Genomic DNA, 26,993 nt, shown 5'->3' with positions numbered 1-26,993 from the left:
GCTTTATGATTTAGTTTTAACACTTTCCCTTTTTATAAGCTGTACTGTTGTCTTGTATACGTTCTTTTCGCATTCTTCTCCGTTTATCAGCTTCATCAGTACCTCTACTGCAGTCTCTGCTTTCTCTTCTACATTCACACGAATAGTAGTAAGGCGCGGATAAACAATGCTGGCAAACACATCATCGTCCATTCCTGCTACAGAAATCTCATCAGGAATCTTTACATGATTTCTATGCAGGAACGAAATCATCTCTGCTGCATTGAAATCTGTGGAGAAAAACAGTGCTGTGTCTGTTCCTACATATTTCAGAAAATCCTGATAACATTTTTTTCTTTCTCTATAATCCCTTGGCAGACGTTTCTCTTCCAGAAGAATCTCACAATCTGCCTCACGTACTGCCTCACGTACACCCACGAAACGTAAATGGTCAGCTCCATGATCTACATTCGCCAGATACACGATCCTTTTTATCCCCTGCTGGATCAGATATCGTGCCATCTCTCTGCCGCCCTTTTTATCCTCGGATGTAATCTGATAATATGTTTCATTTCCCTCCGGCATTTCATCCATGTCTATGGAAACGATAGGTGTTTCTGACAACCCTGCGATCTTCTGCAGGTGTCTGTACGGCATGGAGATCGTAATGATCCCGTCTACATTCCAGCCAACTGTCATCTTCTCGATCTCCTCCACATTTTTGTCCGAAAAGATCATGATATAGTATCCTCTTTCTCTGAGAAGCTGCTCCAGATGTCCCAGCATATTCCCGTAAAACGGTGTCTCATAAGCAGATCCTCTGGCAAATTCCGGCGTTGTGATCAGGATACAGATGATCCTGGAACTCCTGTTTGTCAGTGCATTCAGTCCCAGTCTTGGAATATAATTGTTCTCTGCCAGCAGCCTTTCTACCTTCTCTATGGTTTCCGCGGAAACTCTGGCATTCTTTTTATGCAGAACATTGGAAACCGTCGTTGTACTTACCCCTGCCTGTCTGGCAATTTCCTTTATTGTGACCATAAAAGTTTTCCCCCTCTTCTGTGTTCAGTATAATACATATTGACCAGAAATAGCTACAGTAAATTGAATTTTTATATTTATTTTTTATTATTCACTGACAATAAGTTTTTCCGTACAAAAAGAAGCAACATTTGCATATCTGGCAGCTTTTGTGGTAATATTCTGTTACTGTTCAAACGCCACTATTCCGCGAGGTGTTTTGGCATGTATATGCCAAAATCCCGAGACATACGGCGCGAATTTATGCCTTAAGGCATAAATTCTGTGCATCGCAAAGCGTGTTACTGGGCACGAAGTGAACAGTAATAATATTCACAAAAAAAACAAAAACTATTATATCAATGAAATTTTTATTTTGTCGCAGGAGGTATGATATATGTGTACAGCAGCAACTTATAAAACTCAGGATTTCTATTTCGGCAGAACTCTGGATTATGAATTTACCTATGGAGACGAGATCACCATCACACCACGAAACTATCCGTTTCATTTCCGTCATGCCAAAGATTCTCTGGATTATCACTATGCAATCATCGGAATGGCTCATGTGGCAGAGGATTATCCCCTTTATTACGATGCCATCAACGAAAAGGGACTTGGAATGGCAGGACTGAATTTCGTAGGAAATGCAGCCTATGCTTCTCCTTCTGATTCCCTGGGAAATGTAGCCCAGTACGAATTTATCCCCTGGATTCTTTCCCAGTGTGCCAGCCTGGCAGAAGCAAGGGAAAAATTATCCGGCATGAACCTGACAGACACTCCGTTCAATGAGTATTTCCCCTGCGCTCAGCTTCACTGGATCATTGCAGATGCTTCCGGCTCCATTACAGTGGAATCCATGAAAGACGGACTGCACATCTATGACAACCCTGTGGGTGTTCTCACCAACAATCCCCCATTTCCACAGCAGATGTTCCAGCTCAACAACTACATGTCCCTGTCTCCCCGCCAGCCTGAAAACACTTTCGCACCTGGTCTTGACCTGTCTTCCTACAGCCGCGGCATGGGCGCCCTGGGACTTCCCGGAGATCTTTCCTCCGCTTCCCGCTTCGCCAGAGTAGCTTTTACCAGAATGAACTCCAGATCCGGCGAATCTGAATCCGAAAGTATCAGTCAGTTCTTTCATATTCTGGGTTCTGTGGACCAACAGAGAGGATGCTGCGAAGTAACTGACGGTAAATATGAAATTACCCTTTATACTTCCTGCTGCAATGCCACAAAGGGAATCTACTACTACACCACTTACGAAAACCACCAGATCAGCGCGGTGAATATGCATCATGAGAATCTGGATGCTGATGTGCTCATCCGTTATCCGGTTGTTACAGAACAGAACATTCATTTTCAGAACTGATTTCGACAAATAATCCGCCATTATAACCATTGCCAGTTTCTGGTTCTGTACGGTATAATAAAAGCAACTTATTGGATAGACAATATATACAGCAACAAAAGGAGTTCCATTATGTCTTCATTATTTATCGTAATTCCGGCATATAATGAGTCGGAAAATATAGAACAGACCATCCGGGACTGGTACCCGATCGTAGAAAGCAACAACAAAGAAGGCAAATCCCGCCTGGTAATCATTAACGACGGCAGTAAAGATAATACTCTGCAGCTTATCAAAGCCCAGATGAAAGATCATCCACTGCTTATCGCCCTGGATAAACCCAACGGTGGACACGGTTCCACAGTGCTCTACGGCTACCGTTATGCCATCAAAAATCACGCAGATTACATTTTCCAGACTGACTCTGACGGACAGACCAACCCTGCAGAATTTGAACAGTTCTGGAAAAAAAGAAACTCTTTCGATGCCATCATCGGAAACCGTGAAGTCCGTGGTGACGGAAAATCCCGAAAGTTCGTAGAAAATACGGTATGCTTCCTCCTTCGCATGATCTTCCACGTAAAAGTCCCGGATGCCAACGCCCCCTTCCGCCTGATGCGCACAGACCTGGTAAACAAATACATCTGTCGACTCCCGAAAAACTACAACCTCCCCAACATCATGTTCACCACCTACTTCGTATACTACAAAGAAAAAGTAACCTTCCTCCCCATCACCTTCAAACCCAGACGAGCCGGAACCAACTCCATCAACCTGAAAAAGATCACCAAGATCGGCTGGCAGGCAATAAAGGACTTCCACACCCTGAAGAAATCTATGTAGATAGACAATATCAAAATCTGATCTATCTGTATTTCAAAACGTAACTTATCCCCCAACTCCCCACTACCGAAAAAAAGCCACCGCGAACACGCGGTGACTTTTTTGACCCAACCTGGCGAATCCGCCAAGTTAATAACTTCCCACATAAAAAAACTCGCGCTCCTAAAAAAGAAGCGCAAGGGGGTGTCCAGAGGGGACGCTGCTCAAGCGTCCCCTCTGGGATTTTCCTACCGTTTATCAAAACGTTAAATCTCTTTATGACTCGTAACCCTAAGTCGTGCCATAGCTCTGGACAGAGCCAGCTGATTCATATGATATTCCTGAATACTCTGCTTCTGTCTCATCTGCTCTTCTGCTCTCTCCTTTGCTTCCTGTGCTCTGCGGATATCGATCTCCTCAGGACTCTCTGCTGTCAGGCAGAACAGCTTCACACGGTTATTGATCATCTCCACAAACCCACTGCTCACAGCCAGAACATGCTTTGTGCCATCTGCTTCCTCGAAACGCATTTCACCTGGAATGATAGCAGCAACAATATTCTCATGCTGTGCCAAGAAAGCCTGCTCACCGTCAACAGCCGGAATTGTCAGAGTTTTGGCACGTCCTGCAAACGCCAGCTTATTACTGGCATAAATCTCAAGACCAAATGTATCTGCCATAAAATCCGCTCCTTATTCCTGACCCATCTCAGTCTTTGCTTTCTCGATGACATCCTCAATTGTACCAACATTGAAGAAAGCATTTTCCGGATACTGATCCATCTCACCATCAACGATTGCCTTGAATCCACGGATGGTTTCTTTCAGAGGAACATATTTACCCTTGATACCTGTGAAGTTCTCAGCTACATGGAATGGCTGGGAAAGGAACTTCTGGATCTTTCTTGCACGGAATACAGTACTCTTATCCTCTTCAGAAAGCTCTTCCATACCAAGAATAGCGATGATGTCCTGAAGTTCTTTATATTTCTGAAGGATTTCCTGTACTTTACGTGCTACTTCATAATGTTCTTCACCTACAACATCCGGCTCCAGAATACGGGAAGTGGATTCCAGCGGGTCAACAGCCGGATAAATACCCTGTTCTACGATCTTTCTGGAAAGAACGGTTGTTGCATCCAGGTGAGCGAATGTAGTTGCAGGAGCCGGGTCAGTCAGGTCATCGGCAGGTACATAGACAGCCTGTACAGATGTTACAGAACCATCCTTAGTAGAAGCGATACGTTCCTGAAGTTCACCCATCTCAGTAGCCAGTGTTGGCTGATAACCTACGGCTGAAGGCATACGTCCAAGAAGGGCGGAAACCTCGGAACCAGCCTGTACGAAACGGAAAATATTATCAATGAAAAGAAGCACATCTCTGTGTTCCTCATCTCTGAAGTACTCTGCCATTGTCAGTCCGGTTTCAGCAACACGCATACGGGATCCCGGCGGCTCGTTCATCTGTCCGAACACCAGGGCTGTTTTCTCCAGAACACCGGATTCTTTCATTTCTGACCATAAGTCGTTACCTTCACGGGAACGCTCTCCAACACCTGTGAAAATGGAATATCCGCCATGCTCTGTAGCGATATTCTGGATCAGCTCCTGAATAAGGACTGTCTTACCAACACCGGCACCACCGAACAGACCGATCTTACCACCTTTGGCATATGGTGCAAGAAGGTCGATAACCTTAATACCTGTTTCCAGGATTTCTACAGCCGGTTTCTGATGTTCGAAATCCGGCGGATCTCTGTGGATGACCCATTTCTGTTCTCCCTCAAGGGAAGGACCGTCATCTACTGTATCACCAAGTACGTTAAATAAACGTCCCAGTGTCTTATCACCTACAGGAACCTTAATGCCGCTTCCTGTGGCGATGACTTCTCTGTCACGCTGTAAGCCTTCGCTTGCACTCAGCATAATGCAGCGTACCATATTGTTTCCCAGATGATGGGAAACTTCCATTACACATCTTTTACCGTTGTTCTCTACCTCAAGGGCGTCCTTGATCTCAGGAAGATTTCCATCTTCAAAAACAACGTCTACAACAGGTCCCATAACCTGTACAATTTTACCTTTGTTCATCGTCGTCACTTCCTTTTTTGTGCTTTTGCACCGCTGACAATCTCAGTGATTTCCTGTGTGATGGCAGCCTGACGCGCACGGTTATACTCAATGGATAACTCCCTGAGCATCTTCTTTGCACTGTCCGTAGAGGACTGCATTGCCATCATTCTGGCATTATTTTCACTGGCATACGCTTCTACAAGACATCCATAGATCAGACCGGTCAGGTAATTGGGGATCATGGTATTCAGAAGTACATCGGCTGATGGTGACAGCACAATTTCCTCCTGCGGCATGTCCGCAAGCATTGCCTGATTTGGCAGGAACTCTGCTTTCTTCAATGGAAGAAGCTGCATATTCACCGGCTCCATTGCAACTGCACTCTGCATCTCCGTATAGAAAATACGGACTTCATCCAGTTCTCTGTCCAGGAACGCTCTGGTAATCTCCTCTGAGATCAGACGCGCTCTGTGCATGGTCGGTTTCTGTACTGTATATGGAAAGTTCTCTGCGATATCCATATGTTTCTTCGTGAAATACTGACGGCCTACCATACCCAGCACATAGAGCTTGCAATGCTCATGCTCTGCCATAAACTGTTCTGTCATTTTCTGGATATTATGGTTATAGGCACCTGCCATACCTTTATCACCGGTAACTACGATACAGCCGATCTTACGGTCTTCCTCTGCGATCTTATGACGGATACTGAAAAAAGGATGCTCTGTATCCGGCATATGACGCAGGATTCGGGAAATTGCTGCCTGCATATTATAGTAATACGGCTCTGTATCGGACAGGATTCTCTTGGCCTTCTGCATCTTGGATGAAGAAATCATATACATGGCATTGGTGATCTTCATGGTGTCCTGAATGCTTTTCATTCGAGTCTGAATCTCTTTCGTACTGCCCATATCAACACCTACCTGCTCTTATCTGCAAATTCTTCTGCCACTTTCACGATCTTTTCTGCCAGTTCATCCGGAAGCTGTCTCTTCTCCTCGATCTCTCTTCCGATTTCCGGATAAGCACTGTCAAAGTAGTCCAGCATATCTCTCTGATACTTCTTCATCTTCTTAGTTTCCACATCCATCATTGCCTTGTGTGTTGCCGCACAAAGAGTGATGACCTGCTCATGAAGACTTAATGGGCTTGAAAGCGGCTGTTTCAGAAGTTCCATAAGTCCGCTTCCGTATTTCAGCTGCTGAGTTGTAGCCTCGTCCAGATCAGAACTGAACTGTGTAAAGATTTCCATCTCACGATACTGTGCCAGATCGATACGGACACTTCCTGCTGCTTTCTTCATGGCTTTTGCCTGTGCAGCACCACCAACTCGGGATACGGAAAGACCTACGTTAACCGCCGGACGCATACCGGAGTTAAACAGATCACTCTCCAGGAAGATCTGACCATCTGTGATGGAAATAACGTTTGTAGGAATATATGCGGAAAGGTCACCTGCCTGTGTCTCAATGATAGGAAGTGCAGTGATAGAACCACCGCCGGCCTTTTCATTCAGACGGCTGGAACGCTCCAGTAATCTGGAATGGAGATAGAATACATCTCCAGGATAAGCCTCACGTCCCGGTGAACGTTCCAGAAGCAGTGACAGTGCACGATATGCAACCGCATGCTTGGATAAATCATCATAAACCATTAATACATCTTTTCCCTTATACATAAAGTACTCAGCAAGTGCAGTACCTGCATAAGGAACAATATACTGAAGCGGTGCGCAGTCACTGGCTGTGGAGGAGAATACTGTTGTATAATCCATGGCACCGTGTTTCTCCAGAGTAGATACGATCTTAGCTACTGTGGAAGCTTTCTGTCCGATTGCAACATAGATACAGATTACATCTTTACCTTTCTGGTTCAGAATGGTATCCAGTGCAACGGAAGTCTTACCTGTCTGTCTGTCACCGATAATCAGCTCACGCTGGCCACGGCCGATGGGGAACATGGAGTCAATAGAAAGAATACCTGTTTCCAGAGGAACTGTTACAGATTTTCTGTCAATAATTCCAGGTGCCGGATTCTCTACCGGACGATACCCGTCTGCCTTGATCTCACCTTTACCATCGATCGGCGCTCCCAGAGCGTTTACGATCCTTCCGATAAAAGCGTCACCTACAGGCACACCTGCCTGCTTCTGGGTTCTTGCTACCTTTGTTCCTTCTTTGATTCCTGTATCTTTACCGAACAGGATACATCCGATGCTGTTTGCACGGATATCCTGAACCATACCTTTCAGACCATTCTCAAAGGTTACAACCTCGCCATACATAGCATGATCAATACCATGTACCGTGGCGATACCATCTCCGACGGAGATGACTGTTCCTACTTCCTGGTCCTTGCTGATTTCGTCATAATTCTTAATTTCTTCTTTCAGAATCGAAATGATTTCATCTGGATTCATTGCAGCCAACTTTTATTCACCTCCGTGTCAATTTCTGTCTTAAATTGTTATAACGTCCGCGGAGACTCCAGTCGAACTCTTTGTCTCCGGCAGAAAGAATGAAGCCTCCGATCAAAGATTTGTCTTCTCTGAGAGTAAGGATTACTTCCTTTGCTCCAAATTCCCTGCGAAGGAAATCTTCCATCTTCTCTTTCTGGGCTTCTTCCGGTTTTGTTACATATGTGAGAACAGCTTTCAGGATACCTTTCTGCTTGCGGCTGTAATCGCCATATGCTTCCAGGATATCATAAATGCTGCTGATTTTCTGATATTTACAGGTCACCTTCAGGAAATTTTTCATCTCCTGTGGGAATACCCTGTCAATTACATGTTCTTTTTCTTTTAAAGAAACCAGCGGATTCTCAAGAGCACCCTTTAACTGCGGGGTACTCTTGAAAATCTTTTCTGTCTCCAAAACAGCTTCTTCCGGGACAGAAAGCTCATATAATGCTTTTGCATAATTAATGCTTGTTTCCGTCATTGGAATCACCTGCCTCTTTTATAAACTGGTCATAAAGGGACAAATCCTGCTGACTGCTGTTTTTCTCTCCCATGATCTTTGAGGCTGCATCCAGCGCAATCTCTGCTACTCTGCTTTCCATAGCCTTCATAGCATTTTCCTGCTCTGTCCTGATATCTGCCTTTGCTTTGTCAAGCATTGCACCAGCCTGTGTGTTTGCATCTTTTACAATACGCTCAGCCTGTACTTTTGCCTCATCCTTTGCCTGGTTTACAATACGCATGGATTCGTCTTTCGCAGATTTCAGTGCATCTTCATATTTGCCTTTCAGTTCATATGCCTGTTCTTCTGTATCCTTGGCACTTGCGAACTGCTGGTCGATCATGTTTTTTCTCTGCTCCATCACATTGAGGATCGGACCAAATAAGAACTTTTTCATTAAAAGATAAAGAACAATCAGGTTGATAATTGTAAAGACCACGTTGATATTAATTTCAATCACCGGTCCCACCTGCCTTTCTACTTATTCTTTATCCATCAATTAGCCAAGCATGATAACGATCAGAAGACCGATAACGAAACCGTAAATAGCTGTTGCCTCGGCAAGGGCACATCCTAAAAGAAGGGATTTACTGATCTTGCTCTCTGCTTCCGGCTGTCTTGCGATTGCTTCTACTGCTTTAGATGTTGCCATACCAATACCGATACCAGCGCCAATACCTGTTAAAACTGCGATTCCTGCTCCAATAGCTACTAACATAACTTTTTCCTCCTGTTGTTTAACTGAAATAAACTAAATATTACAAATCTTTCTTCACAATATGCTATCCTGTCGATATTCCGATGAGATCATTTGATGCCTGTGCAACAGATGTCTGTACCAACGGTTGTTTATAACCGTTATGACCCACCGGATATCCGGACAGCATTTAAGTGCTGTTCATAACTGCTGTCTTATCCCTTATGTCCCGCGTCTCAGATCTTATATAGATGTCATATTCCTGTATGAACAGTAATCTTTTTTATTCAATAGCTTCTTTGATAAATAAAGAAGTTAAGAATACAAATACATAAGCCTGAATGAATCCGTCAAAGAAATCAAAATACAGGCTGAATGGGATAGGAAGAATTGCCGGGCATATAAACTCAAGAAGTTTCATAACCACATAGCTTCCTAATACATTACCAAAAAGTCGCATACAAAGTGATGTCGGTCGAATAACGACCTCCAGAATATTAATCGGCAGCATGATCGGTGCCGGCTCTGCGAAGCTTTTAAGAAAGCCTTTCAGACCTTTCTTATGGAATCCTGCATACTCGATCAGAAAAATACTTGTGAGTGCAAGACCGATCGTACAGTTTAAATCCTTTGTAGGCGGTACAAATCCAAACACACCGAAAATGTTTGCAATTCCAATGTAAATGACAACTGTCATCAGATAGGGAATATACATTTTTCCCTCTTCTCCAAGGATATCCTTAAAGAAATCATGAAGAAAACTGACACCGGTTTCCAACAAAATCTGTTTCTTACCAGGGTTTTCCACACTCAGGTTTCTTACGAGCACCAATGACAAAATTAAAAGCACTGCCATGATCACCCATGTCACTGCTACTGACTCTGCAACTGGTATTCCTCCAAACACCGGTATGGTAAAAACTGTCTTACATTGAAGTTCTTCCATTAACGTGTCTGCTAAATTACCCGTTTCTTTTCCCTCCTTTTTCTATTTAAATCTCCGGAAGACATTCTGGCTTTTTATGCTGTCCGTCTCAGATGCCTCAGCCAGGATTCCGAAACTTATGACTGTAAAATATTTCATAAGCTTTCCATCGATTCATGATTTTGAGATTATTATATTAAAATCCGTTAAAAAGTCAACAATCATTTTGACTATTTCTGACAAAAATAGTTTTTATTTTTGTGCATTTCATCGAAGTATTTTGATCGCAAAATAGATTTTCACAATTTTCTCAAGGCATTTTCACGAAAAAGAGGCATTTTTCATTGACCGAACTGTAAGTGGATGATATTATTTTATATAGTTTTTATATAAATTTTATATCTTTATACTTACCAATCTTTATATTGGTAATACCAAACAGGAGGTTTTTTATGCAGGTTATTTGTCTCGGAGACAGCATCACAGACTGCAATCATTTATTTGAAGATTTTCCTCTGGGAAATGGGTATGTACAGATACTCTCAGAAATGTTCCGTAATCAGACTCCTTCCTTCTCCATATCCGGAGATACTGTCGGACACTCATCAAGCGCTGTACAGTTAACAGATAAATCAACAGGCGCCATACATTTCAGGAACTATGGCATAGATGGCTTCACTGTGACAAGAGTCCTTGAAAATATCCGTCAACACCGTATTTCTTTACATCGCTCTCCTGTTATAACTCTGCTGATCGGCATCAATGATATCGGTCTGATAATGAACACAGACCGGACGAATTCTCAGAAAAAACAGATGATGAGAGAGTTTGCCACTCATTATAATGAATTATTGAACCTGATAACTGCAGATGCCAGGCAGGTAATCCTTATGGAACCATTTATCTTTCCGCATCCGGAAGAATATGAGACATGGATTCCCTATGTCCATACCATGTCTGATATTATCCGACAGCTCTCTGTCAGAGTCGGACTTCCATTTCTGCCTTTGCATAACTATTTTAATAAGGAAGCAACTCAATCGGGTTTCGATACCATAACAACAGACGGGATTCATCTTACTTTGTATGGACATAAACTTCTGGCCGAGAAACTGTTCCCTCTCCTTCAAAGCATAGATAACAATTCCTGAACAGATGAGCTATTGCGCATTTTCCCGGAACTTTGTATAATAAATCACTGCCCACACTCATATCTGTGGACTTATTATGGAAAGGAGTCTTCCTTATATTATGGAAACTACAATTAAACAGATTGAAGATATGTCTCTGAATGCCTGGCCATCTCACAAGATGGAATTATATGACGGCTGGATCCTGAGATTTTCCTATTTTTATACGCACAGAACCAACAGTGTGGAACAGTTCGGCAATTCCACCCTCACCTGGCGGGAAAAAATCCCATACTGCGAAAGTGTATATAAACGACTGGGAACTCCTGCTGTATTTAAGATCAGCCCTCTTGTTTCTCCTGACTTTGATTATGTTCTGGAAAACCGCGGATATGCCGTCCAACATACCACCAATGTCATGGCAATGAGCATGAACGCCGCACGGCTGGATGCCCCATATCCTGATGTAACCTTCTGTGATAATATTCCCTCCGAATGGATTGAAAGCCTGTTCCGTTTAAAAAATACCACCAATCCTGTCCACCGGAAAGTTGTTCCATCCATGTATCAGGCAATCCTCAAGGAAACCATCTGTGCTTCCATCCGCATGGACAACCAGATCATCGCAACCGGACTTGGTATTCTGGACAGAGATTATATTGGCATCTATGCCATCCATGTTAAAGAAGAATACCGCAAACATGGCTATGCCCGTCAGATCTGCACCGGACTTCTGAAAGAAGGTATTAAAAAAGGAGCTCAGAATGCTTATCTTCAGGTTGTTGAAGGGAATGACAATGCCCGGGCATTATACAGATCACTTGGATTCCAGCAGCTTTATACTTACTGGTTCCGCGTACAGCCGGATGAGAACGGAAATTTTCCACCTGAGAAATAAAAAAGAACTATCTGTAAAGCATTTTCATTTTCTGCTTTTACAGATAGTTCTTAATTTTTATAGATTTTAACTTTTCTTTTTCGGGGAATCAGTTGATTCATTAACATAGTTCGCGCCAACTATGTTGTATATCATTTTAATATTCAAGTCTTATTCTGTATTTTATCTCTGCCTCAATTATACTGTTTTGTTTTTCAGCACTGCTGGTGATGTATTTCCTGCAACCATCGCTGTCAGCGGGCTGAAATACAACAGACATGTTAATACACAATAAACCGGGATCATAATTGCAAACTGTACCAGTCTTCCGGGCATGATCGCATAGAAGTTATATCCAAGCATGATCACGAGTCCTGCTGTTGTAAGAACCAGAGAACTGAGAACTGCAGTTACTACGATAGATACGCAGATACCAACTGTCTTTCCTGTTTTCTTTCTGTTCGCAAAGAATGGTTTTGCAAGGGCAGGAAGCACACCCCAGAGGATTGCTGCAACTGTGATAAACGGATTTACAGCATAACCTTTCATGAAGCATCCGATAATATCCGCACAAAATCCACAGACACCACCAGCTACCGGGCCAAGCCACAGACCTGCCAGGATCGTCGTTACACTTCCTACAGAAATACGGTATGCACCAAGATCAATAACCAATACTCGTGTCAGTACCAGATGCATGGCAATAAGGAGTGCCATAAACACCAATGTTTTTACGTTCCATGTTTGTTTTTTCTGCATAATAAAAACACCTCCATAATGTGTTTAAAAAAATAGAGTAGTTACCATAAATAATAATCCCTCCACATTATGAGATGTCCTCATATGTAGCAACGGGTGCGGAAATTATATCGTAAGCAGCACGCTTTTCTGCTTTTCGTTTCACGGCGACTCCCCAGCCTGTGAACACTTGACGCATAAAATCCTACTTCGCTATTATTTATTTAGTGAAATTATAGCACAATTTATAGAAATTGCAATATATTTCGCGTTATTTACTTGTCAGATTTATCTCTGTGAATATTCCATACCTCTTTTCCACATATTAAGAATGCTGTGTGCAGTAAACCTGATAAAATGAGGTGACAAAAAATGAGCAAAAAACCGAAAAATAACTGCCAAAATCCCTACCATTTATGTTATGATAATTACCTGGATACCAACGCCTGTACGGAATGTACAGGCCTGATACCGGCTCCTGTCCGTGATGAGAATGAATGGGAAAATTACAAAGAGCTTTATGCCTTTACTCCCGCAGACAGGAACGAAGATACGAATTAAATTGTCGGAGGGTCTGTCTTTATTATGAAAAAATTATTTGCTGTCTGTATCTGCGCCAGTCTGAGCTTCTGCTTAAGCGGCTGCACCCTTGGAACTGTTCTGGAGCAATTTATCTCTACAGGAGATACTTCAGTTCAGGAAACTCCTGTCCCGTCAGATAACACTGTCTCTGAAATCAAAGACCGCGTGTATATGGATGAGATTTCCGGAACACTCCAGGATTTCACCGGAAGCCAGCTGATCCTCACTTCCCAGGACGTCTCCTACGTCTTCAATGTGTCAAACGCCACCCTGGAATGTGAAGGCGGTATGATCACAGGCGATGAGATCAGCGTGATCTATGAAGGACAGCTCTCCAATACAGACACCAGTACAGTAAAGGCACTCAAGGTCGTAGATGAATTCCATAAGAAAAACAAACTGAAAAACCACACAACCCGTGGAAAAGTCATGGCCCTGACTCCCAACACCATTACCATAAAAAATAAAAAAGGCATTACCACTACCTACCCTATTACCGGAACCAGGCAGTATTACCAGAACGGCATCAAATCCGGTGACTGGGTATATATAAAATACAAAGGAACTCTTCCCGACAATTCTCAGGATACTTCCCAAGCTGTAAATGCCAGTCACCTTAAAGTCCTGAGCATTTCCGACCTGAAGAAACTGAAGATTCTCGACCCGACACCTGTTCCAACACAGAAACCTGACGATGGATCTGATGAAGATATTACCGAAAAAGAACAGCAGTTTCTGGCAACTGTCCAGGGTGTAAACCTGAACATCCTTCAGATCATCCCTGCCGGCACGGATACGCTCCTGAATCTGGATATGTCCTCTGTTTCGGTATGGTTCAAAGGGGGAATTGCCCCAGGTTCTCATGTAAATATTACATACAAAGGGGATTTCCAGACAGATACTCTGGAGGGAATTCAGATCCTGGCTGTTACAGGAGAGGATCCTGATAACATTTCAGACAAGCACCTTTCCTTTACTGTCACTGGTACCATCACAGGAAATACAGCCAATACCATCACCCTTCAGACAGACGATGGAGCCATAGATACTTTCCGGGTAGAAAGTGCCGAAAACTATGCGGATCAGGCACTGGAATACGGAAGTTATGTCCGTATTATTTTTCACCCATCCAGATCCAAGTCTTCTAATATCTATACTGCTGTACAGATACACGACGCATAAATGCAGACAGCCGGGTACATTCCTCATTTGTACCCGGCTGTTGTTACTTTTCTCGATCAGAGAAGACATAATTTATCACCGTCTGCTGAATTTTCTCCGGATTTCTGCCTCTCCTTCTGCAAGCCAGTCATACACTTTTTTCTCTTTCCCCAGAATTTCTTCAAAAGCTTCTATCTCATCCTGAATTCCTTTTCCATGAAGAACTCTGTATGCACCAGCATCGCTTCCGGGAGCAATTTTCACTCCCCTGGCAAATGCCTTCCGCACATTTTTCTCTGCTGTTTCTATAATGGGGCGAAGCACCCTGTCTTCGTAACGGCCATCTCCCATAAGATTTCGAATGGTCACCAGTGTAGGAACCCATACTGTATCATTCTCTGCCAGCATGTCCAGACATTCTTCATCCATATAGTTTCCATGCTCCAGACTGTCCACCCCGGCGCTCACTGCTGCTTTCACTCCATAACATCCATTGGTATGAGACATGACCGCCATTCCTTCTTCATGAGCAATATGGATCATCTCCTTTACTTCTTCTGCCGAAAGAGGCATTCCTGTCACTGTACCGTGATCATTAAAATCCAGCAGGCCTGTAGTCATGATCTTTATGAAATCCGCTCCTTTATCTTTCGCCTTCAGTACACACAGATGAAATTCCTTCATATTAGAAAAACTTTTTCCAACAATAGAACCGTAATGGCCTTCTTTATGAATGGCAAATACAGGCGTCCGATAATCAATCCCATATTCCGGTGCAATCTGCTTCGTTCTCAGGGAAACTCCTAGGGCATCCCCTCCATCGCGGACAAAGGTGATCCCTCTGTCCTGATAAGCTTTCAAATGTTCTCTTATCGCACCTTCATCTGGTCCATTCTTATGTAAATCAACAGCATGGCGATAATTCACGCCGTCCATAATAATATGTGCATGACATTCTCCAAACATTCCCCGTAACCTCTGCTTTAATTTTTTGCAGTTTACTTCCCGCACAGTAATATCATCCTGCGAAATATTACTTAAAACAATAAACCAGCCATCTTATTATTTCTCAAAGAAATTACTGATTTCTGTTTCTGTCGCCTGCACAGATCCCTGTACGAAGAACGGCTTTCCGCCGCCTCTGCCGTTTAATGCGGCGTTCATCTCTTTTGTATACTGACGAAGATCTCCGTCAATCTCACCCATCGCATATTTATAACTTCCATCTTCATTTCTGGAAAATACCGCACAGCATCCTTCACAGGTATTCATCACCGCATCTGCAAGTTTCCGTACAGAATCTGCTTCCAGGCCTTCTTTGAAGATCAGGACACTTCCTACACCTTCCCATTTCTTCGCCTCTGCCTGAAACATCTCTTCTTCCATACGTGCAACCTGACCTTTCAGGCGGAAGTTCTCATCCTGCAGACGCTGTACTGCATCTGCTGTTTTTTCCATCTTCGCAGAGAGCTTTACTGAAATCTGATGGTTCTGTTCATTCACCATATTCAGATAATCCAGAACACGTTTACCGCAGATCATCTCCATACGGATACCATCACGGAACTTCACTACAGAGAGAAGTTTCACCATTCCGATCTCGCCTGTATGAGTTACATGAGTACCACAGCAGGCACATACATCCACTCCCGGGAAAGTCACGATACGAACCTGTCCGGTCAGTTCCTTCTTGCTTCTGTAATCCAGAGTCTTTAATTCTTCAGCAGTCGGATAAGTGATCTGTACTTCTTTATCTTCCCAGACTCTCTCATTCACTTCCTGCTCAATCTCTGCCAGCTGAGCTTCATCCAGCATACCATTTAAGTCCACAGTGATCACATCACTTCCCATATGGAAACCTACATTGTCATAACCATACTTCGCATGAATAATACCGCTGACCATATGCTCCCCAGAATGCTGCTGCATCAGATCAAAACGATGCGCCCAGTCAATCTTTCCTTCAACCTTAGCTCCAACTTCCAGTGCTTTGTCTATATAATGAAGTAATTCTCCATCCTTCTCATGAACCTCTGTCACCTTCGCATCCCCCAGAATTCCCACGTCACTGGGCTGACCACCGCCCTCCGGATAAAAAGCACTCTCATCCAGGATTACTTCGTAGCCTTTTTTTCTCTCTCTGCATTCTACTACAGTTGCAGTGAATTCTTTTTTATATACATCTTCATAATATAAGCGTCTTGTCTCTGTCATTGTCTGTCTCTCCTTTAGTCAGTTTCTCTGATTGTTTACTGCCTACAAGTATAGAACAATTCCCGTTCTGCCGCAACCCCAGCATGATTTCGGATCCAGACGAAAAATTTTAAAATATTGAAGATTTCCATACTCCTTCTGCGTTATAATTAAATGAACGGGGACAAAGGAGACAGTAATGATCACAGAAAAGCAATATCTGGAATATCTAATTACGCAATACCAGAACTTAATATATTCGATCTGCCTGAAGTCCGTCGGTAATCCATTTGATGCCGAGGATCTCACTCAGGAAGTATTTCTGTCTGCCTACAAAAACCTGTCCCGTTTTGATGGCACTTATGAAAAAGCCTGGCTAAGTAAGATCGCTGTCCGGAAATGTCTGGACTATCTGAAAGCCGCCGGGCGCCGCAGTATTCCCACAGAAGATACATACTTTTCCCAGATTCCTGATCAACAGTCTTCTCCCGAAGACGAATATATGCTGACAGATTCCAATGCCCGGGTAAAAGCATTGTGTATGCAGCTGAAGAGCCCTTATAAGGAAGTCGCTTATGCTCATTTCTGTCAGGAACTATCTGTAGTGGAAATTGCACAACGGACCGGCAAAAATCCGAAAACAATCCAGACACAGCTCTATCGTGCAAGGGCTATGCTGAAAAAAATGCTTGAAAGGAGTGATTAGATGCATATCGATAAGAATGATTTAATAGAATTTGACAACGGTACTATGAACGAGCAGGAACTCATTGAATTTCTGTCGCATCTGGATCACTGCGATTCATGTCTTGACCAGATGATAGAACAGGAAAACCACAGTCCGGTTACTGCCCCTTCTTATCTGGCAGAACAAATTATGGATAAAGCCATATCCAGCGAGGTTCAGTTTGCACGGGCTGCAAATAAAGTCTCACGTAAAGTTCAGTTTCTGCGATATGGTCTGCAGACTGCTGCGGGCGTTGCTGCTGCACTGCTTCTTCTGTTCAGTATTCCGGATATCGACTTCTCAGAGTTAAGATCAAATTGCTCTTCTGTTCAGAGTGAACGTACGGTACAGGAACACAGCAGCCAGCTTTATGATTTTTCCAGAGGTATTAATCAGAGCATCTGTGATGGTACCAGTTCTCTGGTTCAGTATATCAGTGATTTTTCCAGTAAAATAATGAATGGAGGCAAATAAAGTATGCAAAAACAAAAACGTGGATTCTGGCTTTTTATCTTCTCCCTGATCCCGGGCGCAGGAGAAATGTATATGGGGTTTAAAAAACAAGGACTCAGTATCATGCTGATGTTCTGGGGTGTATTTGCTGTGGGATCATGTACCGGAATGGATTGGCTTATCTTCCTGATCCCGATCATCTGGTTCTACAGTTTCTTTAATGTACACAACCTGAAATCTCTCTCTGAAGAAGAATTTTATTCCATAGAAGATTCTTATATTTTCCATATTGATCAGCTGGCTGAAGATTTCCATGCCCTGATCGGTGAGCACAGGAAACTGACAGCAATTGTTCTGATCATATTCGGAGCTTCTATCCTGTGGAATAACATCGTGGATTTCTTCTATATAATCCTGCCTGATTATCTGGCTGACATTCTTGGAAGCTTCGCATATCATCTGCCTCAGCTGGTGATCGCAGTGATGATCATCCTTGCAGGAATCTATATTCTTACACGCAAGAAAGATGAACTGGAGAATGAACCGTTAAACAACAACAAAGAGGAGCATTACTGGACGCCCTATCGTCCATACCAGCAAAACACTCCTGTTGCACCTTCCAATGAACCGGATATTCACCCGGAAGACATTACTACGGATGGTACAGATGAAACCTTATCAGACTCCTCATCAGATTCATTACCGAAAACATCTCCTGCAGTTATGACAGAAGATGACAGCACATCCCCAGCCGAATCCTGAAAAGCAAACGAGATTCAGATTTTATATGTCTGAATCTCGTTTTTACGTTACACATGATTAATTGCTACGCAAAATCACAGCGCCACCGAAACCTCCCCGAAAGAAAATATCGTCTCTTCTCCGTTCTCTTCTCTTACTTTCAGGCGTCCATCCGGGCAGATTTCCAGTGCTTCTGCCTTTCGGACAGAAGTTCCATCTGTAATTGTAATCTGGTGTCCGAGGATCATATTGTGTGCCACATAATCCGGGGACAGTTTCAGATCTTTCGTTTCTTTTCTCAGTTCATTTACGATCATTGCGGCAAGTCTGTTCCGGTCTGTCTGCTCTGCTTCCTCCTGATCCTGATAAAGCGCGCCGGCAACTTCCTTCAATGATTCCGGTAGCAGCTCCGGTTCCAGACAGATATTCAGTCCCATACCTACTACCACAAATTCTATATCTCCGCTCTCAAAGTCTGTAACAGCCTCTGTAAGGATTCCACAGACTTTCCTTCCCTGATAAAACAGGTCGTTTACCCATTTGATATCCAGCCGGATCCCACAGATCTGTTCAACTGCCCTGTACACAGCCACTGCTGCAGCTGTAGTGATCAACAGGCTGTCATGTATGGTTCCCTGAGGCTTCAGGATCACGCTCATATAAAGTCCCGCATCTGCCGGGGAATAAAATTCCCGTCCCCTTCTGCCCCTGCCTGCTGTCTGGCTTCTGGCAATTACAAATGCGCCATGTCCTGCTTCTCCCATCATCGCTTCTTTCTTGGCTGTCTGATTTGTGGACTCCAGTTCGTCATAAATGTCTATCCTCACATCAGGATCATCCAGAAACAGGCGGATTCCTTCCTGAGACAAACGGTTTGTATCCTTCGCAAGCATATATCCTTTATTCGGACCTGCCTCAATATGATATCCTTCTTCCCGGAGTGATTTCACTGCTTTCCACACTGCTGCCCTAGTGCAGCCCAGCGTACCGGCAATCCTTTCACCCGAGAGTACTTCCCCTTTATTCTTCTCCAGCATCTCCAAAAGGCTTGATTTTACAGTCATATTTACCCCTTTTTGGTATTCTTCATACCCATTATGATATATGTTTATATCATACCATTCGAAGTGCTTTTTGTCTAATAGGTATATGGGTGTAACTCATAATTTAATTATCTGTAAGCACAGCCACAACCCCTGCATACAGCACCATAAATCCGAAAATCAGGGCAATAAGGTCTGTGGAATGAAAATCCACATTAAAGATCATTCCCCCTGCAACCATTACCTCCAGAGTAACGATCAGACCTATCACTGCTGCCATTGTTCTGGAAAGTTTATGGTTCTCTCTTTTTCTTCTCATTTCCTGTGTGGTACCTGCTGTATTTGTCATTTCTTTTTCCTCCTCGTATTCTTCATATCAAACATATATTCCGAACATATTTTCCGAACATGTATTCGCTTTTGATTTATAATACCACACCTTATTTGAAAATGGAAGAGTTTTTCGAACATTTGTTTTGTTTTTTAGGATCTTTTTATGGAAATAAAAAAAGCCTGCCGTACAGCAGACCTTTTTTATTTCCTGTTCTGTTTTTCCCTACATAAACTGTGCAAACACAGATGCACTGACAACGGTCAGCAGACCGGCAACTGCAATAGCAAGGCTGCTCATAGCGCCTTCGACTTCCCCCAGTTCCATTGCCTTCGCTGTGCCGATGGCATGGGCGGAAGTTCCAAGTGCGAGACCTTTGGCGATAGGCTCTTCGATGTGTGCCAGTTTGATCACGGTTTCTGCGATCATATTTCCCAGAACTCCGGTGATGATGATAACTGCAACTGTGATCGTTACGATACCACCAAGTTCTTCAGAGACACCCATTCCGATAGCTGTCGTGATGGACTTGGGAAGAAGTGTGACATACTGCTCATGACTCAGCCGGAACAGTTTGGCAAACAGCAATACACTGACCATACTTGCAAGTACGCCGGAAACAATTCCGATCACCACTGCTTTGAGATTCTTTTTCAGAAGTTCTATCTGCTGATACAGCGGAACTGCCAGGCAGACAGTCGCAGGGGTGAGCAGATAGCTGATATACTGGCCGCTCTGGTTATAAGTGTCATAATCTATGTGTAATAAAGAGAGAACTGCCATTACTGCGATGATCGCGATCAGAAGTGGGTTAAAGATCGCCATCTTAAATTTTCTCTTCAAAAAAAGTCCTGCTTCATATGCAATCAGGCTGATCGCTGCACCAAAGAATATGGAATTGCTCATAAATTGTGTCATGATTTCTTCTGTCCTTTCTTTCTGTCCATACGAATAACCGTCTGAGTGACACGACCTGTTACAATCATAACCACAACTGTAGTGATCACGGTGATCAGAATGATCGGCACACATACCGGTTTCAGTACGCTCCATGCTGTCAGTAATCCTACTCCTGCCGGGATAAACATAACCGGCATGATCTCTATGAGAAATTCAGCTGCTTCTTTGACCTGTTCCAGCTTGATAATGTGTGTTCCCAGTGCGATCAGCATGATCACCAGTCCATACACACTTGCAGGTACAGGAAGCGGGATCAGGACGTGCAGTGTCTCTCCCATTGCGGATATCAGTAAAATGATCCAGAATTGTCTTACGTATTTCATTTTCAGTCTCCTCTAATTCTTACTGAACGGCTGCAGGTTTCATCATTCCATTCACCAGGTCTTCATACTCCTGGGTTTCCTCAAGAGATGCCCGCCCTGTTCTCTGGATCTTCGTTACACCCGGATATTGTCCCGGAAAAGATTCCAGCATGATCCCGTCGCCGTATATTTTTACTTCATCCCCATTTTCCAATACATCATCGGAAATTAATTTTCCTTTTTTATTGTAAATGCCCTCTGCCGGTATGTCTGCGCTGAAAATAGTTCCATTGTTCAGATCCACAAAAACTCCGGTCTTCAGAAATTCTCCTGTCTCGATATAGATTGCAGAAATAGCATTTGCTTCCTCTTTCTGCTCTTCCTCCCTGACCATCTGTGCCTGCTTTCCTACCATATTCCAGAAAGCACCTCCCATTACAGCAAAAATGGCGAGCAGAACAATCATACCGATAATAAACTTCCAGTCTCGTTCTTTTTTATTTTTCAAATATTCAACTCCTTTATATTGGTCTAACCAATCCAGGTTCGTTACGTTTTTTTATTATAACGTATTCATCACAAATTGCAAGGCTGTTTCTGCGGAAATCCTGCTGTTTTCCTTCATATATTTATATGTTTTTTTAAAAATACAAAATAATCCGGTCTGCGTCACCTGTCTGATAAGCAAAAAAAGAAAAAGTTTTTACAGGCTTCACAGGCTTTCTGTAAAAACTTTTTCTTCAATAATTTTTTAAGAAGTACGCTTATTTATACAGTGGTAAGCAGTGCCTCCATATCGCCTTCCAGCTCATATTCGCCGGAACCGGCTGTGATAAAGATGCTGTCACCTTTCTTAACTTCTAATGTTTCGCCGCCTGCAGTAACCTTACCTGCTCCGCTCATTACCAGTACACTTACGAAAGAAGTCTCATCTGCTTCCCCTGTAAGTTTCTTTCTTCTCAGACCGTCCAGAATCACTTTATCTACTGTGAAATATTCACAGGATGCAACGTGTGGTCCGAAGTCTCTGTCTGTAGCTGCCGGTTCACGTTTGGTTACCTGAAGGGCTTTGTCTACATGAAGCTCTCTCTCTTTTCCATCCTGACCTTTACGACCATAGTCGTAAACACGGTATGTAACATTGGAGTTCTGCTGGATTTCAGCGATCAGGCTTCCTGCACCGATGGCATGGATAGTACCCGGATCGATGAAAAGAACATCACCTTTATGGATCATCACTTTATTCAGGACTTCCAGAAGAGTATGGTTGTGGATACGCTCTTCGAATTCTTCCTCAGAAACTTCTCTGTTAAAGCCGTAGAGCAGACTTGCTCCCTCTTCTGCATCCATTACATACCACATCTCTGTTTTACCATACTGGCCTTCATTCTTCAGGGCATAAGTATTATCCGGATGTACCTGAATGGACAGATCCTTCTTTGCATCGATAAATTTGATCAGAACCGGGAACTGCTCGAAGGACTGGCAGTCTGTACCCAGGATCTCTTTGCCCTTGGCATCAATATATTCCTGGAGAGTTTTACCTGCATATTCTCCGTTTACGATATAGCTTGGTCCGTCTGGATGGCAGGAAAGTTCCCATGATTCAGCCAGAGGATCTTTATCGTACTCAATCCCAAATTCTGTTCTTAATCTTGTGCCGCCCCAGAGATAGTCTTTGCAACTTGGTTTTAATTTTAAAATTGCCATTTGTAAAATTCCTCCATTTACTCTTTCAGGCACGACCGGAAAATGCTCCAGCCGTGCCCTTGCTATATATTTTTGCTTTTACTTTTCAATTGTGCCGAAACACATTTGCAACCAGCTCCCATCATACTATGTATAACGGTTTCCGTCAAATCCTACAGTTCTACAACAGCTTTGGATAATGCTTCCAGTTTGTCTGTTGCATCCTGTGCATCTGCGCCCTTCACACCTGCATAGTATTTGATCTTCGGCTCTGTTCCGGATGGTCTTACGCAGAACCATGCGCCGTCTTCCAATTCAAAGTACAGTACATTAGATTCCGGTAATGTCAGTGCAGAAGTTTCGCCTGTTGCGATATCTGTGCGAATGCTCTTCTTATAATCTTCCAGTGCAGTTACTTTAAATGGACCAACCTGTTTCGGAGGCTCGTTTCTCAGTGCATCCATCAGACCGTCGATCTTTGCTTTTCCTTCCATTCCCTGGAATGTCTGGAAGAAGAGGCTTTCTTTGTAGAAGCCATATTTCTGGTACAGATTCTGCATCTGCTCGCAGAGTGTGATTCCTTTTGATTTGTAATAAGCTGCTGCCTCACAGAGAGCCATAACAGCTACAACTGCATCTTTATCTCTTGCATGGGTACCTTCCAGGCAGCCATAGCTTTCTTCATATCCGAAGAGGAATTCATGGTCATGATTCTGCTCAAAGAATTTGATCTGCTCTCCGATATATTTGAATCCTGTCAGAGTTTCGATCAGCTCTACATTATATTCTTTTGCAATGGCTCTTGCCATTTTTCCGGAAACGATAGTTGTTACAACTGCACCGTTTTCCGGAAGCATGCCAAGTTCTTTTCTCTGGGAAAGAAGGTATTCCAGGATCAGCATTCCGGACATATTTCCTGTGAAGCTTTCGTACTCACCGGTCTTCTCATTCTTTGCATAGATTCCAAGTCTGTCTGCATCCGGGTCAGTAGCCAGAACGATATCTGCGTCCACTTCTGCTGCAAGTTTCAGGGCCAGTGTAAATGCGTTCTTATCTTCCGGGTTCGGATAGCTTACTGTCGGGAAATCTCCGTCAGGAAGTTCCTGCTCTTTTACTACATAAACATTGTTAAATCCAAGTTCTTTCAGTACACGTCTTACCGGAATGTTTCCTGTTCCGTGAAGAGGTGTATAAACGATCTTCAGCTTGTCTGCCTGCTCTTTGATGGCTTCCGGGCGGAGAACCAGTTTCTTAAGAGCTTCCATATATTTATCATCGATCTCTTCACCGATCACTTCGTAAAGACCTGCTGCCTTTGCATCTTCCTCGGACATCGTCTTCACCTGAGCGAAATCTGTGATCGCCTGAACTTCTGTGATGATCTGTTTGTCCTTAGGAGCTGTGATCTGTGCGCCGTCCTCCCAGTAAACTTTGTATCCGTTGTACTGTGGCGGATTGTGGCTTGCAGTTACTACCACACCAGCTGTGCAGCCTAACTCACGAAGTGCGAAAGAAAGCATTGGAGTCGGACGCAGGGATGGGAAAATGTAAGCCTTGATTCCGTTTGCTGCCATGCAGAGAGCTGTCTCTTTTGCAAATTCCGGTGACATATGTCTGGAGTCAAATGCAATGGCAACACCCTTTGCCTGTGCGTTCTCTTTAATGATAAAGTTTGCAAGTCCCTGAGTTGCTTTTCTTACTGTATAAATGTTCATACGGTTGGTACCGGCACCGAGGATTCCTCTCAGTCCGCCTGTACCGAATTCCAGATCTTTGTAAAATCTCTCTTTGATCTCCTGAGGATCATCTGCGATTGCTTTTAACTCAGCTCTTGTGTCTGCGTCAAAGTACTCATCCTCGCACCAGCGCTGATAAGTATTGTTCATGATCAGTTCACAGCGCTGTTTTACGCAGTCCGGAGAACGATGTGGATCTCTTGGTGTGTGGAACAGATAGTCTTCCAGTTTATCAATAGTTGTAGTTGCCACATGCATTCTTGTATCGCAGGATGCGTAATAGATGTAAACATCTCCGTTATCTTTTGCGATGGCACCGTTTGTGAATACTACGTTGGAAACATCTCCGACTCTTTCTTTTCCAAGCGGAACAAGGAATACACCGGATGGCTCAGCGATCACTTTGGACGGATCATTTAAGTCAGTTCCAAATACATAGAGAACATAACGAAGTCCTGCTGCTGTATTTCTTACACCGTGAGCAATATTGATCCAGCATTTCTTACCTCTGATCGGCACTGCACCTGCACCGTTCTTTGACTCTGTCAATGTATGGTAAATTCTTCTGCTGATGATTTTTTCCTCATCAATTACTGCATGTTCGATATCGTCGCAGAGACCAAATCCGATTCCGCCGCCGCTTCCTGTTTCAATGAAACCATCCATCGGGCGTGTGTAGAATGCATATTTGCCGTCTACGAATTCCGGATGAAGCACTACATTTCTCTGCTGTGGGGAATGAAGTGTTTTCAGGTTATCAAGACGCTCCCATGTCTTGAGGTCTTTTGTTCTTACGATACCTGCTTCTGCAACTGCTGCAGACAGATCAGGATTTGTTTTATCCTTGCTCTCAGAGCAGAATACACCATAGATCCATCCATCTTCGTGTTTGGTCAGACGCATATCATATACGTTTGTTTCCTCCGGGCAGGTATCCGGAAGCTGTACCGGGTAATCCCAGAAATGGAATCCGTCGATTCCTGTGTCGCTCTCTGCTACTGCAAAGAAAGATTTACGGTCATTTCCTTCTACACGGACAACCAGATAATATTTTCCATTCAGTTCAATAGCACCGGAGTTCATCACTGCGTTGATTCCAAGGCGTTCCTGGAAATTGGGGTTTGTCTTCGGATTCAGGTCATATCTCCACTCAACCGGCGCAAATTCTCTTGTCAGTACCGGATACTCATAGCGGTCATAAATTCCATTGTAAAAATCTGTCTTCTGATTTTTTCTTGCGATCAGTTTCTCTACTTTCGCTTTTTCAACGTAATACTGTTTATTCAGCATCTTTCATCCTCCTTATAACTTCCATACACATACGTCCATTGTGATATGGGCATTTCCACGGTTCTACGATCGGTTCCTCTGCTGGTGTGTGGTCTGCATTTACATACCAGAACCACTCAGAGCCTTCTCTTGGATCCACCAGATATGTTTTGATATAGTTCCATACATCTTCGGCAGCCTGCAGGTATTCTTTCTTCTCCGGATTTCTCTGGTATCCGTTCAGGAAACCTACCACTGTCTCAGCCTGTACCCACCAGACTCTCTTTGTATCATTCACACCCTTTTCACATTCGTTCATCAGGGAATGATCATTATAGGCCCTCTGATAAATGTTCTCTACGATCTCGGCTGTGATCGGTGCGATCTTCGCTGTGTATTTCTCATCACCCAGCACTTCAAGGCCTCTGTCCATCAGCCAGGAAGTCTCAATATCATGACCGTAAGAATACAGATCAATCAGACTGTTCCATGTCTTGTCAAAGAAAACTTCCTGTCTTCCAAGTTCCTTATTATAAACCTTGTCTGCGAAAATATCCATCATAAAACGCAGCCTGTCACCGGTCTTTTCGTCCTTTGTCACACGATAGAATTCGGTATATGCTTCGAATACATGAAGAAGTGTATTCATGGTCTTCTCTGCAATGACTCCGTTCTCAGAAAGTTTGTCATTTTCTTCCGGTTCAAATTTACGGTTGAACGCTTCCAGATATCCGTACTCATCCGTACATTTCTCCTCGATTACCTTCTGAAGTCCTCTGGCGATCTCCAGGGCTTCTTCATTACCGGTGGCATCATAATAGGAAGAAAGAGCATAGATTGCAAAAGCCTGATTATATGTATGCTTAGTTGTATCTGCCGGTTTTCCGTCATAAGCGACTGACCAGAACATGCCACCATATTCTCTGTCCAGACATTTCTCTTTCAGAAATGTATACGCATGATCTGCATCCTCTTTCAGCTTCTCCTCTCCAAGTGTCATATAGGCATTGGCAAAGAACCACAGGATTCTGCTGTTTAAGATACATCCCTTTTCATAATCCTTCTGTACCTTAAGGTCATAACCCATATAGCCATAATATCCACCATTCTCTTCATCCCTCAGATTCTCCCAGAAAGGGATTAGCTTCTGCTTTAATTCTTCCTCAATTTCCTTTGCAAATGTACCCATTTTCTTCCTCCTGATACAAACAAGTCCCCACCCACTGCTT

The 26,993-nt window shown here is 43.4% G+C and carries 29 protein-coding genes, 1 pseudogene and 1 riboswitch; of the genes and pseudogenes, 9 read left to right on the top strand and 21 right to left on the bottom strand.

Annotated features, from left to right (window positions below):
• Nucleotides 1–3: 3 nt before the first annotated feature.
• Nucleotides 4–1,020 (bottom strand): LacI family DNA-binding transcriptional regulator, encoded by a 1,017-nt coding sequence (locus R8695_RS01335; protein WP_118509714.1) that lies wholly within the window; start codon nucleotides 1,018–1,020, stop codon nucleotides 4–6.
• Nucleotides 1,021–1,396: 376 nt separating this feature from the next.
• On the opposite strand from R8695_RS01335, the gene bsh reads away from it, so the two are divergent.
• Both bsh and R8695_RS01325 read left to right on the top strand, forming a co-directional pair.
• Nucleotides 1,397–2,374: a choloylglycine hydrolase gene (bsh, locus tag R8695_RS01330; protein WP_118509712.1), complete on the top strand. Its 978-nt coding sequence runs from the start codon at nucleotides 1,397–1,399 to the stop codon at nucleotides 2,372–2,374.
• 111 nt (nucleotides 2,375–2,485) lie between these two features.
• Nucleotides 2,486–3,196: a glycosyltransferase family 2 protein gene (locus tag R8695_RS01325; protein WP_118509710.1), complete on the top strand. Its 711-nt coding sequence runs from the start codon at nucleotides 2,486–2,488 to the stop codon at nucleotides 3,194–3,196.
• Between the two features lie 245 nt (nucleotides 3,197–3,441).
• On the opposite strand, the gene atpC is transcribed toward R8695_RS01325, so the two are convergent.
• The 8 genes from atpC to R8695_RS01285 form a co-directional block, all read right to left on the bottom strand.
• Nucleotides 3,442–3,855, bottom strand: a complete 414-nt coding sequence (atpC, locus tag R8695_RS01320; protein WP_008706997.1) for an ATP synthase F1 subunit epsilon — start codon at nucleotides 3,853–3,855, stop codon at nucleotides 3,442–3,444.
• Nucleotides 3,856–3,867: 12 nt separating this feature from the next.
• Nucleotides 3,868–5,265 carry a F0F1 ATP synthase subunit beta gene (gene atpD / locus R8695_RS01315; protein ID WP_008706999.1) on the bottom strand — a complete coding sequence of 466 codons (1,398 nt, stop codon included), beginning with the start codon at nucleotides 5,263–5,265 and terminating at the stop codon, nucleotides 3,868–3,870.
• Nucleotides 5,266–5,270: 5 nt separating this feature from the next.
• On the bottom strand, nucleotides 5,271–6,161 hold the full coding sequence (gene atpG / locus R8695_RS01310) for an ATP synthase F1 subunit gamma (protein ID WP_025581050.1): 891 nt from the start codon (nucleotides 6,159–6,161) through the stop codon (nucleotides 5,271–5,273).
• An 8-nt stretch (nucleotides 6,162–6,169) separates the two neighbouring features.
• Nucleotides 6,170–7,669: a F0F1 ATP synthase subunit alpha gene (atpA, locus tag R8695_RS01305; RefSeq protein ID WP_044996912.1), complete on the bottom strand. Its 1,500-nt coding sequence runs from the start codon at nucleotides 7,667–7,669 to the stop codon at nucleotides 6,170–6,172.
• Nucleotides 7,670–7,685: 16 nt separating this feature from the next.
• On the bottom strand, nucleotides 7,686–8,189 hold the full coding sequence (atpH, locus tag R8695_RS01300; protein WP_118509708.1) for an ATP synthase F1 subunit delta: 504 nt from the start codon (nucleotides 8,187–8,189) through the stop codon (nucleotides 7,686–7,688).
• Complete coding sequence (gene atpF / locus R8695_RS01295) at nucleotides 8,170–8,670, bottom strand: F0F1 ATP synthase subunit B (RefSeq protein ID WP_271727859.1); 501 nt, start codon at nucleotides 8,668–8,670, stop codon at nucleotides 8,170–8,172. Before atpF ends, atpH begins: the two co-directional genes overlap by 20 nt.
• 39 nt (nucleotides 8,671–8,709) lie before the next feature.
• Nucleotides 8,710–8,928 (bottom strand): ATP synthase F0 subunit C, encoded by a 219-nt coding sequence (gene atpE, locus R8695_RS01290; RefSeq protein ID WP_008707007.1) that lies wholly within the window; start codon nucleotides 8,926–8,928, stop codon nucleotides 8,710–8,712.
• 262 nt (nucleotides 8,929–9,190) lie between these two features.
• Entirely contained in the window at nucleotides 9,191–9,853 is a 663-nt protein-coding gene (locus R8695_RS01285; protein WP_118509704.1) for a F0F1 ATP synthase subunit A, read from the bottom strand.
• A gap of 431 nt (nucleotides 9,854–10,284) precedes the next feature.
• Here R8695_RS01285 and R8695_RS01280 point away from each other — a divergent pair, with 431 nt between their 5' ends.
• Together R8695_RS01280 and R8695_RS01275 are read left to right on the top strand one after the other, a co-directional pair.
• Nucleotides 10,285–10,983: an SGNH/GDSL hydrolase family protein gene (locus tag R8695_RS01280; protein WP_118509702.1), complete on the top strand. Its 699-nt coding sequence runs from the start codon at nucleotides 10,285–10,287 to the stop codon at nucleotides 10,981–10,983.
• A gap of 100 nt (nucleotides 10,984–11,083) precedes the next feature.
• Entirely contained in the window at nucleotides 11,084–11,860 is a 777-nt protein-coding gene (locus tag R8695_RS01275; RefSeq protein ID WP_118509700.1) for a GNAT family N-acetyltransferase, read from the top strand.
• A gap of 177 nt (nucleotides 11,861–12,037) precedes the next feature.
• Here the strand turns inward: R8695_RS01275 and R8695_RS01270 are convergent, their stop codons facing one another.
• Nucleotides 12,038–12,598, bottom strand: a complete 561-nt coding sequence (locus R8695_RS01270; protein WP_118509698.1) for a folate family ECF transporter S component — start codon at nucleotides 12,596–12,598, stop codon at nucleotides 12,038–12,040.
• 88 nt (nucleotides 12,599–12,686) lie between these two features.
• A riboswitch (THF riboswitch) is annotated at nucleotides 12,687–12,792 on the bottom strand.
• A 157-nt stretch (nucleotides 12,793–12,949) separates the two neighbouring features.
• Here R8695_RS01270 and R8695_RS01265 point away from each other — a divergent pair.
• Together R8695_RS01265 and R8695_RS01260 are read left to right on the top strand one after the other, a co-directional pair.
• On the top strand, nucleotides 12,950–13,138 hold the full coding sequence (locus tag R8695_RS01265; RefSeq protein ID WP_118509696.1) for a hypothetical protein: 189 nt from the start codon (nucleotides 12,950–12,952) through the stop codon (nucleotides 13,136–13,138).
• A 24-nt stretch (nucleotides 13,139–13,162) separates the two neighbouring features.
• Entirely contained in the window at nucleotides 13,163–14,341 is a 1,179-nt protein-coding gene (locus R8695_RS01260; protein WP_154780576.1) for a hypothetical protein, read from the top strand.
• A gap of 75 nt (nucleotides 14,342–14,416) precedes the next feature.
• Here the strand turns inward: R8695_RS01260 and R8695_RS01255 are convergent, their stop codons facing one another.
• Nucleotides 14,417–15,286, bottom strand: coding sequence for an amidohydrolase family protein (locus R8695_RS01255; RefSeq protein WP_154780577.1), 870 nt, complete (start codon nucleotides 15,284–15,286; stop codon nucleotides 14,417–14,419).
• Between the two features lie 96 nt (nucleotides 15,287–15,382).
• A complete protein-coding gene (locus R8695_RS01250) occupies nucleotides 15,383–16,534 on the bottom strand; it encodes an alanyl-tRNA editing protein (RefSeq protein ID WP_154780578.1) in 1,152 nt (383 codons plus the stop codon).
• Between the two features lie 178 nt (nucleotides 16,535–16,712).
• Here R8695_RS01250 and R8695_RS01245 point away from each other — a divergent pair, with 178 nt between their 5' ends.
• Genes R8695_RS01245 through R8695_RS01235 form a run of 3 tightly spaced genes read left to right on the top strand, consistent with a single transcriptional unit; the run spans nucleotide 16,713 to nucleotide 18,455 of the window.
• Nucleotides 16,713–17,219, top strand: coding sequence for an RNA polymerase sigma factor (locus R8695_RS01245; RefSeq protein ID WP_118509690.1), 507 nt, complete (start codon nucleotides 16,713–16,715; stop codon nucleotides 17,217–17,219).
• Nucleotides 17,220–17,714, top strand: coding sequence for a hypothetical protein (locus R8695_RS01240; protein WP_118509689.1), 495 nt, complete (start codon nucleotides 17,220–17,222; stop codon nucleotides 17,712–17,714).
• A gap of 3 nt (nucleotides 17,715–17,717) precedes the next feature.
• Complete coding sequence (locus R8695_RS01235; RefSeq protein ID WP_118509688.1) at nucleotides 17,718–18,455, top strand: hypothetical protein; 738 nt, start codon at nucleotides 17,718–17,720, stop codon at nucleotides 18,453–18,455.
• Nucleotides 18,456–18,529: 74 nt separating this feature from the next.
• Here R8695_RS01235 and R8695_RS01230 read toward each other — a convergent pair whose 3' ends face one another.
• The 9 genes and pseudogenes from R8695_RS01230 to R8695_RS01190 all read right to left on the bottom strand — a co-directional run bounded on the left by R8695_RS01230 (nucleotide 18,530) and on the right by R8695_RS01190 (nucleotide 26,953).
• Nucleotides 18,530–19,498, bottom strand: a complete 969-nt coding sequence (locus R8695_RS01230) for a biotin--[acetyl-CoA-carboxylase] ligase (protein WP_118509687.1) — start codon at nucleotides 19,496–19,498, stop codon at nucleotides 18,530–18,532.
• A gap of 103 nt (nucleotides 19,499–19,601) precedes the next feature.
• The gene (locus tag R8695_RS01225) at nucleotides 19,602–19,826 is read right to left on the bottom strand and encodes a hypothetical protein (RefSeq protein WP_118509686.1); all 225 of its coding nucleotides are present in this window, start codon (nucleotides 19,824–19,826) and stop codon (nucleotides 19,602–19,604) included.
• Nucleotides 19,827–20,033: 207 nt separating this feature from the next.
• Nucleotides 20,034–20,726, bottom strand: coding sequence for an LrgB family protein (locus R8695_RS01220; protein WP_118509685.1), 693 nt, complete (start codon nucleotides 20,724–20,726; stop codon nucleotides 20,034–20,036).
• A complete protein-coding gene (locus R8695_RS01215) occupies nucleotides 20,723–21,091 on the bottom strand; it encodes a CidA/LrgA family protein (RefSeq protein WP_118509684.1) in 369 nt (122 codons plus the stop codon). The genes R8695_RS01220 and R8695_RS01215 overlap by 4 nt, the downstream gene beginning before the upstream one ends.
• 19 nt (nucleotides 21,092–21,110) lie before the next feature.
• On the bottom strand, nucleotides 21,111–21,578 hold the full coding sequence (locus tag R8695_RS01210; protein WP_118509683.1) for a hypothetical protein: 468 nt from the start codon (nucleotides 21,576–21,578) through the stop codon (nucleotides 21,111–21,113).
• 260 nt (nucleotides 21,579–21,838) lie between these two features.
• Nucleotides 21,839–22,780, bottom strand: coding sequence for a type I phosphomannose isomerase catalytic subunit (locus R8695_RS01205; RefSeq protein ID WP_154780579.1), 942 nt, complete (start codon nucleotides 22,778–22,780; stop codon nucleotides 21,839–21,841).
• A gap of 152 nt (nucleotides 22,781–22,932) precedes the next feature.
• On the bottom strand, nucleotides 22,933–24,651 hold the full coding sequence (locus R8695_RS17620) for a phospho-sugar mutase (protein ID WP_416385742.1): 1,719 nt from the start codon (nucleotides 24,649–24,651) through the stop codon (nucleotides 22,933–22,935).
• Nucleotides 24,637–25,785 (bottom strand): annotated as a pseudogene (locus tag R8695_RS17615) (glycoside hydrolase family 130 protein); the annotation flags it as partial. The gene R8695_RS17620 and the pseudogene R8695_RS17615, both read right to left, overlap by 15 nt.
• A complete protein-coding gene (locus R8695_RS01190) occupies nucleotides 25,775–26,953 on the bottom strand; it encodes an AGE family epimerase/isomerase (RefSeq protein ID WP_118509828.1) in 1,179 nt (392 codons plus the stop codon). The gene R8695_RS01190 and the pseudogene R8695_RS17615, both read right to left, overlap by 11 nt.
• Between the last annotated feature and the right edge of the window lie 40 nt (nucleotides 26,954–26,993).

The organism is Blautia luti, assembly GCF_033096465.1.
In the GTDB taxonomy this organism is placed as follows: Bacteria; Bacillota; Clostridia; order Lachnospirales; family Lachnospiraceae; genus Blautia_A; species Blautia_A luti.
The sequence above is the reverse complement of the archived record's forward strand: the minus strand, read 5'-3'. Positions and strand labels throughout refer to the sequence as shown.